The organism is Brevundimonas sp. Leaf168 (assembly GCF_001423685.1).
Lineage (GTDB): Bacteria > Pseudomonadota > Alphaproteobacteria > Caulobacterales > Caulobacteraceae > Brevundimonas > Brevundimonas vesicularis_C.
This window is the reverse complement of the sequence record NZ_LMOY01000010.1, coordinates 105,743-118,669: the sequence shown is the minus strand read 5'-3', so window position 1 is coordinate 118,669 and position 12,927 is coordinate 105,743. Positions and strand designations below refer to the sequence as shown.

Sequence of the window (12,927 nt, the reverse complement as noted above, 5' to 3'; positions counted from 1 at the left end):
TCAGCACAGACTGCTCAGATCAGTCGCCGCCCCACCGACTCAACGTGAAGGGCGTGCGACGGCCGTTAACCGAAATCGTCCCGGTAACGACAGGCGTCTGATCGCCGAGATTCCGGCGCGCCGTCGCCAAAGCGCCCTGATCAATCCGCGCCGACAACTCCACCGGGCCCAAGCCGGGCGCGGAGCCGCGCATCTGCACCCGATCATCGGTGACGACGTAGGCGTCCGGCAAGACCCTGGCCTCGCCTTGCGGCCCGGTCAGCGACAGGATCAGCGGCGGCGAAGCGCGGGAGCCGCCTTCCCAGGCGGCGAAGGCCTCATCCTGTCCGATGAACAGCGATGCCACGGGCTGAATGGATGCCTCACCTGTCGGGCGATAGTCGCCCGAGATATCGCCGCTCAGACGATGCTGAAACGTCGCTTCCGGCGTCGACGTCGGTGTCGCAGCGTCGCGCCGCTCGCATGCCGCCAAGCTCAGCACGCCCATGAGGGCGACGGCCGCCCATGAGGACTTCATCGATCTAGCGCCTGATCCAAGGCGCGGAACCCGGCGATGGCGATTTCGGTCGCACTGGTGAAGACCGACGGCGTGATCCGGTCGAAGGTGTCGCTTGGTCGGTGATAATCGGGATGATAGTCGACGCCCATGTACAGGAAGGGCACGCCCGCCTCGTGGAAGGCGCCATGATCAGAGGCGTCGACCCAGTTGTTCTCGCCCGTATCCTGCGGGGTGTCCTTGCCGAAGGCGAAGGACACCGCTCCGTTCGGCACAACGGCCTCCAGCACGGGGCGCAGATTGGGGTGCTGATAGGTCCCGGTGACCCATAGATGGCCATCCGTTTCCGCCCGCGCCGTCATGTCGAAGTTCAGGTTCAGGCTGAGTGACGACAGGGGCACCGGAGGCGCCTTGACGAACTCGCGAGCGCCCAGCAGCCCCCGCTCCTCGCCGTCCAGCGCCACGATCAGCACGCTGTGTTCCGGCGGTTGGACCTTCAGTCGGGCCGCCAGCTCCAGCATCGTCGCCACGCCCGAGGCATTATCGTCGGCGCCGTGGAAGATCTGGCCGTCATTGACGCCGACATGGTCGTAGTGGGCCGTCACGACGATATAGCGGTCGGCGACGCGGGTTCCGGGGATCAGGCCGACGATGTTGACGCCGCTGAAGGTCTTCACGCCCTCGCGCGTGCGGCCCGGTGTCTCGAACCGCTGCAAACGCCCGAACGGCGGCGGCTGAACGCCCATGGCCTCCAATCGCGAGACGATGTAGGCGCGCGCCCGTTCGCCGCCTTCAGAGCCCGTATCGCGGCCCTGCATGTCGTCGGCCGACAGGATGCGAATGTCCTCCAGCAGTTGGCTGAAAACCGGCGCGACGGCGCTCGGCGCACTCGGAGATGTCGCGGGAACGGCGGTGCAGCCGCTGACGATCAGGGCGGCGCCAGCGACGACAAGGCAGAGGGTCGAACGAGTCATACAGGCTCCAAAAGGGACGCGCGAACCTAGCGAAGAGCGGACGGCGCGTCAGCCTACGGTTCTGTCATCATCGGCTTTGCGCGATGCACGGGCGACGCGTCAGATGATATGACGGCGGCCATGGCCAATGCGATTCCTCTTGAAGTCCCCGTCGAAGACCTCACCGCCGAGACGGCTGCCGAGGCCCTGGCCTGGCTGGCCGCCGAAATGGCCCGCCACGACGCGCTGTACAACGAGGCGACGCCCGAGATTTCCGACGCGGAATACGACGCCCTGCGTGCGCGCAACGTGGCGATCGAAACCGCCTTCCCCGATTTGGTCCGCCCTGACTCTCCGTCGAACAAGGTCGGCGCCGCCGCCTCAACCCAGTTCGCCGAGGTGCGCCACGGCGTCCCCATGCTGTCGCTGGACAACGCCTTCGACGAGGGCGAGGTGCGAGATTTCGTCGCCCGGATCACACGCTTCCTCAAACTGCCCGCCGACGAACCGATCGCCTTTGTCGCCGAGCCCAAGATCGACGGCCTCTCCGCCAATCTTCTCTATGTCGACGGCAAACTGACGATCGGCGCCACGCGCGGCGATGGACGCGCGGGCGAGGACGTCACCGCCAATCTGAACACCATCGCGGATGTACAGCAGACCCTGGCCGGCGACGGCTGGCCCGACCGGATCGAGATCCGGGGCGAGGTCTATGCCCCTAATGACGCCTTCGCCGCCTTCAACGCCGCCGCCGAGGCCGAGGGCCGCCGCACCTACGCCAACCCCCGCAATTTCGCCGCCGGCTCCCTTCGCCAGAAGGATGCCCGGATCACCGCCAAACGCCCGCTGAACTTCTTCGCCTACGCCTGGGGCGAACATTCCAGCGACTTCGCCGAGACCCAGTGGGAAGCCCTGCAAAAGCTCAAAGCCTGGGGATTCCGCGTCAACGCCCGCTCGCGCCGTGTCGAGGGCGCCGAGGGCCTGATCGCCGTCTATCGCGAACTGGAACGCGACCGCGCGACCCTAGGCTATGACATCGACGGCGTGGTCTACAAGGTGGATCGCATCGACTGGCAACGCCGCTTGGGCTTCGTCGCGCGCAGCCCCCGCTGGGCCATCGCCCACAAATTCCCGGCGCAGCAGGCGACCACGGTGCTGGAAGGCATCGACATCCAGGTCGGCCGCACCGGCTCCCTGACCCCCGTCGCCCGGCTCCACCCCGTCACCGTCGGCGGCGTCGTGGTCCGCAACGCCACCCTGCACAATGAAGACGAGATCGAACGTCTGGATGTCCGCATCGGCGACACGGTCCGCCTGCAGCGCGCCGGCGACGTCATCCCGCAGATCCTGGGCGTGGTCCCGGAGTTACGTCCGGCCGACGCCGTCCCCTATGTCTTCCCGGAACACTGCCCCGTCTGCGGCTCGGAAGCCGTGCGCGAGGGCGACGAGGTCAAGCGCCGCTGCACCGGCGGCCTGATCTGCGACGCCCAGATCGTCGAACGGCTGAAGCATTTCGTCGGTCGCCGCGCCTTCGACATCGAGGGGCTGGGCGAGAAGCAGTTGGTCGCCTTCCATGCGCGGGGCTGGATCAAAGAGCCGGCCGACATCTTCAGACTGGCGCGCGACGAGGCGCGGCTGAAGGCGCTGGAGCGTGACGATGGTTATGGCGAGACCAGCATCCGCAACCTGGTCGCCGGCATCGACGCCCGCCGCGTCATTTCGCTGGACCGGTTCCTGTTCGGTCTGGGAATCCGCGATATCGGCGAACAAACATCCATCGTCCTGGCCCGCGCCTTCGAGAGCTGGTCCGCGGTGAAGGCCGCCTGCCTCCAGGCCGCCTCGGGCGTGCCGTCCGACGCCTGGACCGGGCTGGCCGCCGCCCACGCCATATCGCCCCGCGTCCTGGCCCTGATGGCCGAGGCTAAGCCCCCCGCCGTCGATCCCTGGCCCGAGGCCACGATAGACATGAAGATCAGCCAGGCCTTTCCCGGCATGGCCGCACCCGCCCGCCGGTCGTTGGCGACGATGGTTCAGGACTGGTCCGGCCTTGTCGAACTGGCCCGAGTCGCGCGCGAGGACGGCCCGTCCGAAATCCTGAACCAGATCGCCGGCGTCACCGGCGTTGGCCCCGTCGCGGCCGAGGCCTTAGCCCACTTCTTCCACGAGCCACATAATCTGCAGGTCGTCGCCGCGCTCGAGGCCGAACTGACCGAAATCCTCGATGCCGAACGCCCCAAGTCCGACACGGCGGTCGCCGGCAAGACCGTCGTCTTCACCGGCGCTCTGGAACGCTTCACCCGCGACGAGGCCAAGGCCCGCGCCGAAAGCCTGGGCGCGAAGGTCTCGGGTTCGGTGTCGAAAAAAACCGACTACCTCGTCGCTGGCCCCGGCGCCGGCTCTAAGCTCAAGGACGCCGAAAAACATGGCGTCCAGGTGCTGACCGAGGACGAATGGCTGGCCCTGATCGGCGGCTGAAGTTGACCTAACGTTCGGTTTTCGTTGGTGATCGCTGGGGTTTTGGCCTTGTTTTCAACCGAAACCGCGATCAACGTCCGCTCCAACGGGCGGTGCGACCGACCCGACGAAAGGGAACGACTATGAAGATCAAGATCATGCTGGCCGCAGCGACCCTGGCGGGCGCCCTGGCCTCTCCGGCTCTGGCGGGCGACCCGACGGGCCTGTGGCAGACGCCGACCAATGGCGGTCAGGTGCGGATCGCGCGTTGCGGCCAAGCGCTGTGCGGCACGCTGGTGACTTCGGACCACATTCGCGCCGACGCGAATGCGCGCGACGCCAACAATCGCGACGCCTCGCTGCGGAACCGCACCCTGCGCAATCTGCCCATGCTGACCGGCTTCACCGGCGGTCCGACGGAATGGCGCAACGGCTCGGTCTATAACCCGGCCGACGGCGGCACCTATCGCGGCACCATCACCATGACAAACGACAACAGCCTGCGTCTGCGCGGCTGCATCGTGGCTCCGCTCTGCAAGACCCAAACCTGGACCCGCATCCAGTAGGATCAGGACCCCCACATACAAAAGGCCCGGCCGGAGCGATCCGACCGGGCCTTTTTCATTTGGCTTGTAGCTCAGCGATTCAGCGCCGCCCGCGCCGCCTCGGCGTAGCGATGCCCCGTCGCCGCGCCCTTGGGGAAGACGGCCTCGATCTGGGCGATGTCCTCAGCAGTCAGCACGACGTCCACGGCCGCCGCATTCTGCTCAAGAGTCGCGATCCGACGTGTGCCGGGGATCGGGATCAGATCCTCGCCCTGCGCCAGCACCCAGGCCAGCGCCAGTTGAGCGGCGGTTATGCCCTTGTCCGACGCAATGGCCTTCACGGCCTCCACCAGATCCAGGTTCTTCTGGAAGTTCTCGCCCATGAAGCGCGGATTGGTGCGGCGGAAGTCGTCCGCGTCCAGGTCATCGATCGAGGTGATGTCGCCCGACAGGAAGCCGCGGCCCAGCGGGCTGTAGGGCACGAAGCCGATGCCCAGTTCGCGCACGACTGCGAACAGTTCGTCTTCGGGCTCGCGGCTCCACAGCGAATATTCCGTTTGCAGGGCCGTGATCGGATGGGTCGCATGCGCCTTGCGCAGGGTGTCGGGCGCGGCCTCGGACAGCCCCAGAAAGCGGACCTTGCCCTCCTTGACCAATTCCGCCATCGCCCCGACCGTGTCCTCGATCGGCGTGTCCGGATCGACGCGGTGCAGATAGTAGAGATCGACGTGATCGACGCCCAAGCGTTGCAGGCTGCCCTCGATGGCGCGCCGCACATTGGCCGGGTTGCCGTCGGTCATCAGTTTTGTGCGGTCGGCGTTATAATTTATGCCGAATTTGGTGGCGATGAAGGCCTGGTCGCGCCGGTCCTTCAGCGCCTTGCCGACCAGCACCTCGTTGGTGTGGGGGCCGTACATCTCTGCGGTGTCGAACAGGGTGATGCCCAGATCGAGCGCGCGATGAATGACGGAGATGGACTGGGCCTCGTCAGCGCCGCCGTAGAAGGCGCTCATGCCCATGCAGCCCAGGCCAATGGCCGAAACCTCGGGGCCGTTCGCACCCAGCTTGCGCGTCTTCATGGGGGCCTTCTCCTGTCGATGTGGGGATCGGCCTAAAAACGGATAGGACGGCCGACGATCAGGAGATGGTCGCGGCGACGGCAGGCTGCAAGGCCGGCCGCGCTTTGCGATGGTACCGCCTCTCAGGCTTGAACTGAGGACCTCCGGTTCCACAAACCGGCGCTCTAACCAACTGAGCTAAGGCGGCCCGCGCATCGCGAGGCGCGTTCTCTACCGGGCCTGCGGCAGGCGATCAAGCGCCTTCCTCATATTTCGTCAGGAGATTTCGTAGGTGACAGCCCAAACAAAAACGCCCCGGAGATTGGTCTCCGAGGCGTCTTGTCTGTTGCCGTGACGATCACCCGAGGGTGAAGGGCACCCGGACGCGGAAGGTCGCGTCTTGAGCGGCGCCATCGACGGTCCGCGGAGACAGTTGTCCACGCTGAACCACCCGAATGGCGGCGCGGCCGAAGCCCATGCCTGCAGGCTCTTCGGACACCACGCGGCAGTTCGCCGGAGATCCGTTGGAGCGCGCCGTGCACTCGACCGTAGCCGAACCGCTGATTTCACGCTCCAGCGCACGCGCCGGGAAGTCATCAGCTGTCGGGCGCGGTTGGCGCGACCACTGAACGTTCGTGATCGTCGACGGACGCGGCGGAGCCGGGGGTGCGGGCGGAGGCGGAGGTCCAGGAATATTGACGGGCGGACCCGTGTATTCAACCCGATCTTCCTTCTTCGTCGGCGTGATGTTGACCGGCGGAGGGGGGACGATGTTCGGGACCGGAGCCGGCACGCGCACCTGAAGCTTCGGCGGCGGAGGCGTATCCGTCGGCGGAGGCGGCGGGGGTGGAGGCGGCGGAGGCGGCGGAACCGGCTCGACCAACTCGACCTCGACGGACTCGTCGACGTAGTTGAACTCCTTCAGCTTGAACTTGGACTGCTGAACAAAGAAGATCAGCAACGCAAACAAGATGCTGACCACCATCAGGCAGACGATCAGCACGGGGTAGGACACCCCCATGAAGCCCTTCTTCTTGGGTACGTCGTAGCGACTGCGATGATATTCGACGTCTGTCATACTATCTCCGCATCCTAACTCGTCGCCTGGTCTTCGCCGACCAGCGCAACGCTATAGAAGCCGTTATCCTGCAGCGCATTCATGACCTGCATAAAGTCGCCGTAACGGGTGTTCTGGTCGCCCCGAATGAAGATCCGCTCATCGGCCGGGTTCCGGGATCCGATCTGTTTTTTCAGATCTTCACCCAGGGCTCCGACGTCGGTCCGAAAATCGCCCACATAGACGTCGCCGTCATTCTGGATCGAAATATAGACCGGCTTGGGCGGGTTCGGGGCCGCCTTGGCGACGGCGATTGGCAACTCAACAGGCACCGACACGGAGGCTAGCGGAGCCGCCACCATGAAGATGATGAGCAGAACCAGCATGATATCAACGAAAGGCGTAACGTTGATATCACTGTTGGCCTGAGGCAGGTTGCCAGCGCCGCCCGATTTAATCTTGGCGGCCATCCGTCTTACGCCCCCTTGTCGAGCTGACGCGAGATGCCGTTCAGCAGCTCAGCGGCGAAGCCGTCGGCGCGCGTGCCGTAAGCAGCGATGCGGGTGTTGAAGTAGTTGTAGAACACAACGGCCGGGATAGCGGCGAACAGACCGATACCGGTGGCCAGCAGAGCCTCAGCGATACCCGGAGCCACGACGGCCAGGTTGGTCGTGTTCGACTGGGCGATACCGATGAAGGAGTTCATGATGCCGTAAACGGTGCCGAACAGACCGACGAACGGACCGATCGAGCCGACCGACGCCAGGAACTGCTGGCCGCCCGACAGGCGCAGGGCCAGACCGGATTGCACGGCGGCGACAGCCGACTGAGCGCGGGCCATGGCCGAGTCGAGGTGATCGCCGGTGACCGACAGACCCGATTGACGCGACAGTTCGATTTCCTCAGTGGCGGCGGCGGCCATGTCGGCCAGCGGGTTGCCGTCGAACTCTTCCTGGGTCGAAACAGCGCGCATGTCAGCGATGGTGCGGGCGCCGCGGAAGTTTTCGAGGAAGTTGTCGGTCTTGCGGTTCAGAGCGCCGAATTCGAACAGCTTGATGAGCAGCAGGGTCCACGACAGGATCGAGGCCAGCAGCAGGCCGGCCATGACGACCTTAACGACGACCGTGGCTTCCATGAACATGGAGATCGGGGTGATGTCGCCGTGACCGCCGCCGACGGCGTCGTTCACCGTTGCGGGATCAGCTTCGCCGGCAGCCGGAGCGGCGGCTGCGGGAGCCGCAGTCGAGGCAGCCGGGGTGGGCTCGGCCGGGGCCTGGGCCAGGACCGGCGAGCTCGCCATCAGCGCGGCGGCGCCGGCCATGGCGAGAAGGATATTCGTCTTTTTGCTGTTCAGCATAATTCGCCAGTTCCTGCTTGGTCTGACTCGTGGAACCAAAGGTGCGGCCATAGTCAGCGACCGCCCCCCAACCTGAAATGTTTCCTTCAACGCGCCCGTCCTTTCGAGGATCAGAGCCCGCTGAAATCTTCGGTGGAGATCGAGCCGGTCGCCCGCCTCGTCTCCGCTGGTCGAACCTTCGGAGACACGTCCCCGGCGATCCGCATTAACGTCTTCTTGCGAAGGCGCCTCAACCCTTTGACGAACCCTTACCGGAGCGTCAAGGGACAAGAGGGGCTTTTAACCCGTCGAGAGACATGGAGAAAAGTTCCACCAACCGGCGCATTAAAGTGCAGCCGCGCGACATTTTGATGATGATCTGACGTCAGATGAAGCAAGTTTGTTCAAAACGGCCATCTTGAGCGCGATCATTTCCCAATACAGCAAATTGTAGGGCTGATCGCTGCAAGCCAGTCAAAACCGATGGGCGGCGCAAAGGCCGCAGCGCAGGATCATGCGCCCAAAACAATCGATTTTCACGGTGTAAGAAAAGATGGTGCCTGGAGGCGGGTTCGAACCACCGACACGCGGATTTTCAATCCGCTGCTCTACCAGCTGAGCTATCCAGGCGCCGACGCGGCGTCGCGAGAGGCGGGTCTATAGGGGAGGCTTTTCCGCCTGTCCAGCGCCCAATCAGTCCTTTTCGTCATCATCTTCCGCACCCTCGTCCAGGGTGACCGGAATGGCGTAGCCGCCAGTGAACCAGCGCTGCAGATCGACGTCGGAACAGCGGCGTGAGCAGAAGGGCTTGTACTTGGGATCGGCGTCGGCCTTGCGGCAGATGGGACAGGAAGCCACGGCTCAACCCTCTTCTATTCGTCCGCGCCCGGCCGGGATCGCGGGATCGGCCTGGATCACCGCTCGCGGTCCCAGACGAGCCGCCAGCGGTTGAGCAATCAGGGCTTCTTCCGGCGCGCAACGCGCGATGATGCGCGGCGACAGGGTATCGGCCAGAAGCTGCCGCCGCAAAGCGCGCACGACAGACAAGGCTCGTGTTTGAACAGACGGGCGTCCGCTGGCGTCGAGCAAGACCTCCTCGGTCGGCGTACGGCGCCAGGGAAGCGACATCTGCAACAGGCCGAACCGACTGACGGGTCCGAAGACGGCCTGGGGGTCGTGACCGAACGCGGCCCGCGCAACCTTGGCCTGGGCCTCCGCGTCCGTACCGTCCCCGATCATGTCGATGACGACCAGGCCGCCCCAGTTCCGCAGGCCGATCAGCCGCGCCGCCTGTTTCAACCCCTCGCGATTCGCAGCCGCCCTTGCCTGTTTCGGATCACGACCGGGCGTGGATGCGAAGTCGATGTCCCCAGCCACCAGGGCGCGGGTGCGCTCTATGGCGAGATCGATTCCGTGCGAGGCGAAAACGCACGACCGAGCTAGGGCCTCCTCCTCCGCCTCGATCACGGCGTCGATGGCGGCGATGCCGGTGACTGATTCCTCGCCGGGCGCGAGATCGCGCAACTGTTCGGCGATGCTGGTCGCGGGCTGAATCAGGCGAGGCGTCCCCTCTCCCGCCCCCAGAAGGCGAACCACCGCCCCTTTCCCGGCCCGACGTTCGGCGGTGACGACGACTTCCAGCCGCTGGCCTTGGGTAAGCCGGTCGTTTCTCGGGAAAGGCAGAAAGGCGGCGGCCGGTGCGGCGATATCGACGAAGGCGCCGCGTAAGCCAAGGTTCACCTCGATCACACGCCCCACCGAGCGGGCGCCGAGCCGGGTCTGCGCCGCATCATCCTCGCGGTGGATCAGAAGATGAGTGTAGCGGCCGTCGCGCATGATCGCGCCACGCGTCTCGCCAGGCGTCTCGTCGAGGAATACCTCGACTGCGCCGCTCATGAACGCCAGCCGACGCCGTTCAAAAGCTGGACGGCCTCATAGACGGGCAGGCCCATCACGGACGGATGGCTGCCGACGATGCGCTGGATGAAGGCGGCTGCTGGCCCCTGGATGCCATAGCCGCCGGCCTTGCCACGCCAGTCGCCCGTGGCGACGTAGGATACGATCTCGTGGTCGGACAAGGGTTTGAAAGTCACGCGGGTTTCGTTGACGCGCGACGATATCTTTCCGTCGCGCCAGACAGCGACGCCGGTGAAGACGCGGTGATTGCGGCCGGACAGCAGTTTCAGAAAACGCGTCGCCTCGGCCTCATCCGCCGCCTTCTCCAGAAAGCGACGCCCCACGGCGACAACCGTATCGGCGGCGATGACGACCGCGTCGGGACGGCGTTCCGCGACGACCCGGGCTTTCGAGGTGGCGAGCCGTTCGGCCAGACGCGGCGGGGTCTCGCCCTTCAGAGGCGTCTCGTCGATATCGGCGGGATCGATGTGGTCGGGCGTGATCCCGACCTGCGCCAGCAATTCGATGCGGCGCGGGCTGGCCGAAGCCAGCACCAGTTCGGGGCGACCCGCAGCCACTTACTTGAAGCGATAGGTGATGCGACCCTTGGTCAGGTCGTAGGGGGTCATTTCGACCAGCACCTTGTCGCCGGCCAGGACGCGGATGCGGTTCTTGCGCATCTTGCCGGCGGTGTGGGCGATGATCTCGTGGTCGTTCTCGAGCGTCACGCGGAAGGTGGCGTTCGGCAGCAGTTCGCTGACGGTGCCGGGAAACTCGAGCAGTTCTTCCTTAGCCATGCGGCCTCTCACGCCCGTTGAATATGCGTTCGACCCCACGCCGGGCGGGCGCGAGGGGCGGAATGGACGGGCCTAATGCCCGAAAACACAGAGATAGTCGAGGTCAGCCGCGACGGTAGAGGGCGCAGAGCAATGTGAACAGGCGGCGAGACGTCTCGTGATCGACCACGATCTTGCCGTCCAACCGCGTCTTTAGCTGTTCGGCGCCCTCGTTGTGAAGGCCGCGCCGGCCCATATCGACCGATTCGATCTGGCTGGCCGAGGATCCGCGCAGAGCCTCATAGTAGCTGTCGCAGATCATCAGATAGTCTTTGATCACGCCCTTCAGCGGCGTCAGGCTGATGGCGTAGGTGCGCGTGAAGTTCTCGCCGTCGATGTCGAACACCAGACGGTTGTCCTGAAGCGACAGCTTCAGCCTGTAGGGTCCGCCCTCGGCGCCGACGGGCTCGAAGCTGTTCTTCTCGACCAGATCAAAGATGGCGACGCGACGCTCGTGCTCGATCTCGGCCGTCGCCGCCGGCAGGGTCGCGGCGTCCAGTTCGACCGAGGCCAGCTTGTGATCGGCGCTCATGCCGCAGTCCCTTCGTCCAGTTCGGGCGTGTCCAGGTGGGTCGGCGCGATCCTTGCAGGCCAGCGGTCGGAGATGTCCGTGACCACGGCATCCAGACATTCCACGTCGATTCGCAAATCACCGCCGCCGGCGAACATCAGGATGACGCGCCCGCTCAGATCCTCGGTCGGAGTGAAGTCGAGCGCGAGCAGTTCGAGCGAGGCGTCGGGACTGCGCGACAGGCGACGGCTCTTGACCGCCAGGACGTCGCCGAACTGCATGGCGCACATCACCCGCGTCCCGCCGCACTCCCAGCAGAAGCGGCTGAAGGCGATGGTCAGGGTCCGGGCCGCCTTTTCCCAGACGATGTCAACGGGCCGCAAAATCGCGTCCTGAAGGGCGGCGGAGATGATCTGAAGATCGTCGGCGTCCTCGGCCAGCAGGCGCAGCGGTTCGACTGGCGCCTTGGCTTCAGGGATGATGCCGTCGATCTCAGTGCTCATCACCTGTTCCCTTTATGCGGCGGATGTCGGCTCCGCATGCGCCGAGCTTTTCTTCCAAACGCTCGAAACCGCGATCCAGATGATAGACGCGTCCGACCGTCGTTTCGCCCTCGGCGACGAGGCCCGCGATGACCAGGCACATCGAAGCCCGAAGATCCGTCGCCATAACCTGTGCGCCGTGCAGAACTTCGACGCCGTTGACGTGCGCCTCTCCGGCGTGAACTGAAATGTCGGCTCCAAGTCGCGCCAACTCCGGCACATGCATGAAGCGGTTTTCGAAGATCGTCTCGCGAACCGTGCTGACGCCCTCCGCCGTCGTCATCAGCGCCATGAACTGGGCCTGGAGATCGGTGGCGAAGCCCGGATAGATGGCCGTCTCGACATCCACGGCCTTCAGGCGCTGCTTTGGGTCGCGCTTGATCAGAACGCCGTCGGCGGTCGGCGACACCTCGACGCCCGCCTCGACCATCTTGTCGGTCAGCGAACCGATCAGTTCAGCCCGCGCCTTGGTCAGCCGCACCTCGCCGCCCGCCATGGCGGCGGCGACGGCGTAGGAGCCCATCTCGATCCGGTCGGGAATCACAGACCAGGTCGTTCCGTTCAGCGACGAGACGCCGGTGATGGTCAGCACATCGGTGTCGATTCCCTCGATCCTAGCGCCCATGGCCGTCAGACAGTGGGCCAGATCGCCGATCTCGGGTTCGCGCGCCGCACGGCGCAGGACGGTCGTGCCCTCAGCCAGCACAGCGGCCAGAACCGCATGCTCGGTGGCGCCGACCGAAACGAAGGGGAACTCAATCTCGGCGCCCTTCAAGCCCTTGGGCGCGCGGGCGGTGACATAGCCTTCGTCCAGCTCGATCTCGGCGCCCAGCGCCGTCAGCGCCTGCAGATGCAGATCGACCGGACGCGCCCCGATGGTGCAGCCGCCCGGCAACGAGACCTTGGCTTCGCCTGTGCGCGCCAGCAACGGCCCCAGCACATTGAACGAAGCCCGCATCTGGCGCACCAGATCATAGGGCGCGAAGGTCGAGGTCAGGTCCTTGGCGTGGAACAGGCTCTCTTGCCCGTCCGCATTGTCACGCTCAGTCACTTCGATGCCGAACTGGCGCAGCAACTGACCCAGGAACCGGGTGTCGGCCAGACGCGGCATATTGGTCAGCAGCAAGGGCTGATCCGTCAGGATCGAGGCGGCCATCAGCTTGATGGCGGAGTTCTTGGCGCCGCTGACGGGAATGTCCCCGAAAAGCTGGGCGCCGCCCTGAATGGCGATGCTGTCCATGAC

Annotated in this window: 15 protein-coding genes and 2 tRNA genes; 2 read left to right on the top strand and 15 right to left on the bottom strand. The window is 65.2% G+C overall.

Going from position 1 to position 12,927, the window contains the following annotated elements; translation table 11 throughout:
• Positions 1 to 19: 19 nt before the first annotated feature.
• Together ASF81_RS11330 and ASF81_RS11325 are read right to left on the bottom strand one after the other, a co-directional pair.
• Entirely contained in the window at positions 20 to 517 is a 498-nt protein-coding gene (locus ASF81_RS11330) for a hypothetical protein (RefSeq protein WP_055808622.1), read from the bottom strand.
• Positions 514 to 1,470: a M28 family peptidase gene (locus tag ASF81_RS11325; RefSeq protein WP_055808620.1), complete on the bottom strand. Its 957-nt coding sequence runs from the start codon at positions 1,468 to 1,470 to the stop codon at positions 514 to 516. The genes ASF81_RS11330 and ASF81_RS11325 overlap by 4 nt, the downstream gene beginning before the upstream one ends.
• 120 nt (positions 1,471 to 1,590) lie before the next feature.
• Between ASF81_RS11325 and ligA the strand changes: the two genes are divergently transcribed.
• On the top strand, positions 1,591 to 3,924 hold the full coding sequence (ligA, locus tag ASF81_RS11320) for an NAD-dependent DNA ligase LigA (RefSeq protein WP_055808750.1): 2,334 nt from the start codon (positions 1,591 to 1,593) through the stop codon (positions 3,922 to 3,924).
• A gap of 122 nt (positions 3,925 to 4,046) precedes the next feature.
• Positions 4,047 to 4,469 (top strand): DUF2147 domain-containing protein, encoded by a 423-nt coding sequence (locus ASF81_RS11315; RefSeq protein WP_055808618.1) that lies wholly within the window; start codon positions 4,047 to 4,049, stop codon positions 4,467 to 4,469.
• 71 nt (positions 4,470 to 4,540) lie between these two features.
• Here ASF81_RS11315 and ASF81_RS11310 read toward each other — a convergent pair whose 3' ends face one another.
• The 13 genes from ASF81_RS11310 to murA form a co-directional block, all read right to left on the bottom strand.
• Complete coding sequence (locus ASF81_RS11310) at positions 4,541 to 5,527, bottom strand: aldo/keto reductase (RefSeq protein WP_055808616.1); 987 nt, start codon at positions 5,525 to 5,527, stop codon at positions 4,541 to 4,543.
• Between the two features lie 110 nt (positions 5,528 to 5,637).
• Positions 5,638 to 5,714: transfer RNA gene (locus tag ASF81_RS11305), tRNA-His, on the bottom strand.
• Between the two features lie 150 nt (positions 5,715 to 5,864).
• Positions 5,865 to 6,584 carry an energy transducer TonB gene (locus ASF81_RS15590; RefSeq protein ID WP_017505195.1) on the bottom strand — a complete coding sequence of 240 codons (720 nt, stop codon included), beginning with the start codon at positions 6,582 to 6,584 and terminating at the stop codon, positions 5,865 to 5,867.
• Positions 6,585 to 6,598: 14 nt separating this feature from the next.
• Complete coding sequence (locus ASF81_RS11295; protein ID WP_017505196.1) at positions 6,599 to 7,033, bottom strand: biopolymer transporter ExbD; 435 nt, start codon at positions 7,031 to 7,033, stop codon at positions 6,599 to 6,601.
• A gap of 5 nt (positions 7,034 to 7,038) precedes the next feature.
• Positions 7,039 to 7,920 (bottom strand): MotA/TolQ/ExbB proton channel family protein, encoded by an 882-nt coding sequence (locus ASF81_RS11290; RefSeq protein ID WP_017505197.1) that lies wholly within the window; start codon positions 7,918 to 7,920, stop codon positions 7,039 to 7,041.
• 533 nt (positions 7,921 to 8,453) lie between these two features.
• Positions 8,454 to 8,529: transfer RNA gene (locus ASF81_RS11285), tRNA-Phe, on the bottom strand.
• 63 nt (positions 8,530 to 8,592) lie between these two features.
• Positions 8,593 to 8,757 carry a DNA gyrase inhibitor YacG gene (locus ASF81_RS14885; protein WP_082503546.1) on the bottom strand — a complete coding sequence of 55 codons (165 nt, stop codon included), beginning with the start codon at positions 8,755 to 8,757 and terminating at the stop codon, positions 8,593 to 8,595.
• A 3-nt stretch (positions 8,758 to 8,760) separates the two neighbouring features.
• On the bottom strand, positions 8,761 to 9,795 hold the full coding sequence (locus ASF81_RS11280) for a ribonuclease E/G (protein WP_055808613.1): 1,035 nt from the start codon (positions 9,793 to 9,795) through the stop codon (positions 8,761 to 8,763).
• The gene (locus tag ASF81_RS11275) at positions 9,792 to 10,373 is read right to left on the bottom strand and encodes a nucleoside triphosphate pyrophosphatase (RefSeq protein WP_055808611.1); all 582 of its coding nucleotides are present in this window, start codon (positions 10,371 to 10,373) and stop codon (positions 9,792 to 9,794) included. The genes ASF81_RS11280 and ASF81_RS11275 overlap by 4 nt, the downstream gene beginning before the upstream one ends.
• The gene (gene infA / locus ASF81_RS11270; protein ID WP_008261544.1) at positions 10,374 to 10,592 is read right to left on the bottom strand and encodes a translation initiation factor IF-1; all 219 of its coding nucleotides are present in this window, start codon (positions 10,590 to 10,592) and stop codon (positions 10,374 to 10,376) included.
• A 103-nt stretch (positions 10,593 to 10,695) separates the two neighbouring features.
• A complete protein-coding gene (locus ASF81_RS11265) occupies positions 10,696 to 11,163 on the bottom strand; it encodes a UPF0262 family protein (protein ID WP_017505201.1) in 468 nt (155 codons plus the stop codon).
• Positions 11,160 to 11,645, bottom strand: coding sequence for a DUF2948 family protein (locus ASF81_RS11260; RefSeq protein ID WP_055808608.1), 486 nt, complete (start codon positions 11,643 to 11,645; stop codon positions 11,160 to 11,162). The genes ASF81_RS11265 and ASF81_RS11260 overlap by 4 nt, the downstream gene beginning before the upstream one ends.
• On the bottom strand, positions 11,635 to 12,924 hold the full coding sequence (murA, locus tag ASF81_RS11255) for a UDP-N-acetylglucosamine 1-carboxyvinyltransferase (RefSeq protein ID WP_055808606.1): 1,290 nt from the start codon (positions 12,922 to 12,924) through the stop codon (positions 11,635 to 11,637). The genes ASF81_RS11260 and murA overlap by 11 nt, the downstream gene beginning before the upstream one ends.
• Positions 12,925 to 12,927: the final 3 nt, after the last annotated feature.

What these genes read in the sequence shown, in the direction of transcription:
- ASF81_RS11330 (WP_055808622.1), bottom strand. Translation starts at nt 517, where the DNA reads ATGAAGTCCTCATGGGCGGCCGTCGCCCTCATGGGCGTGCTGAGCTTG.
- ASF81_RS11290 (WP_017505197.1), bottom strand. Translation starts at nt 7,920, where the DNA reads ATGCTGAACAGCAAAAAGACGAATATCCTTCTCGCCATGGCCGGCGCC.
- ASF81_RS11315 (WP_055808618.1), top strand. Translation starts at nt 4,047, where the DNA reads ATGAAGATCAAGATCATGCTGGCCGCAGCGACCCTGGCGGGCGCCCTG.
- ASF81_RS11325 (WP_055808620.1), bottom strand. Translation starts at nt 1,470, where the DNA reads ATGACTCGTTCGACCCTCTGCCTTGTCGTCGCTGGCGCCGCCCTGATC.
- murA (WP_055808606.1), bottom strand. Translation starts at nt 12,924, where the DNA reads ATGGACAGCATCGCCATTCAGGGCGGCGCCCAGCTTTTCGGGGACATT.
- ASF81_RS11310 (WP_055808616.1), bottom strand. Translation starts at nt 5,527, where the DNA reads ATGAAGACGCGCAAGCTGGGTGCGAACGGCCCCGAGGTTTCGGCCATT.
- ASF81_RS11260 (WP_055808608.1), bottom strand. Translation starts at nt 11,645, where the DNA reads ATGAGCACTGAGATCGACGGCATCATCCCTGAAGCCAAGGCGCCAGTC.
- ASF81_RS11295 (WP_017505196.1), bottom strand. Translation starts at nt 7,033, where the DNA reads ATGGCCGCCAAGATTAAATCGGGCGGCGCTGGCAACCTGCCTCAGGCC.
- ASF81_RS11265 (WP_017505201.1), bottom strand. Translation starts at nt 11,163, where the DNA reads ATGAGCGCCGATCACAAGCTGGCCTCGGTCGAACTGGACGCCGCGACC.
- infA (WP_008261544.1), bottom strand. Translation starts at nt 10,592, where the DNA reads ATGGCTAAGGAAGAACTGCTCGAGTTTCCCGGCACCGTCAGCGAACTG.
- ligA (WP_055808750.1), top strand. Translation starts at nt 1,591, where the DNA reads ATGGCCAATGCGATTCCTCTTGAAGTCCCCGTCGAAGACCTCACCGCC.
- ASF81_RS15590 (WP_017505195.1), bottom strand. Translation starts at nt 6,584, where the DNA reads ATGACAGACGTCGAATATCATCGCAGTCGCTACGACGTACCCAAGAAG.
- ASF81_RS11280 (WP_055808613.1), bottom strand. Translation starts at nt 9,795, where the DNA reads ATGAGCGGCGCAGTCGAGGTATTCCTCGACGAGACGCCTGGCGAGACG.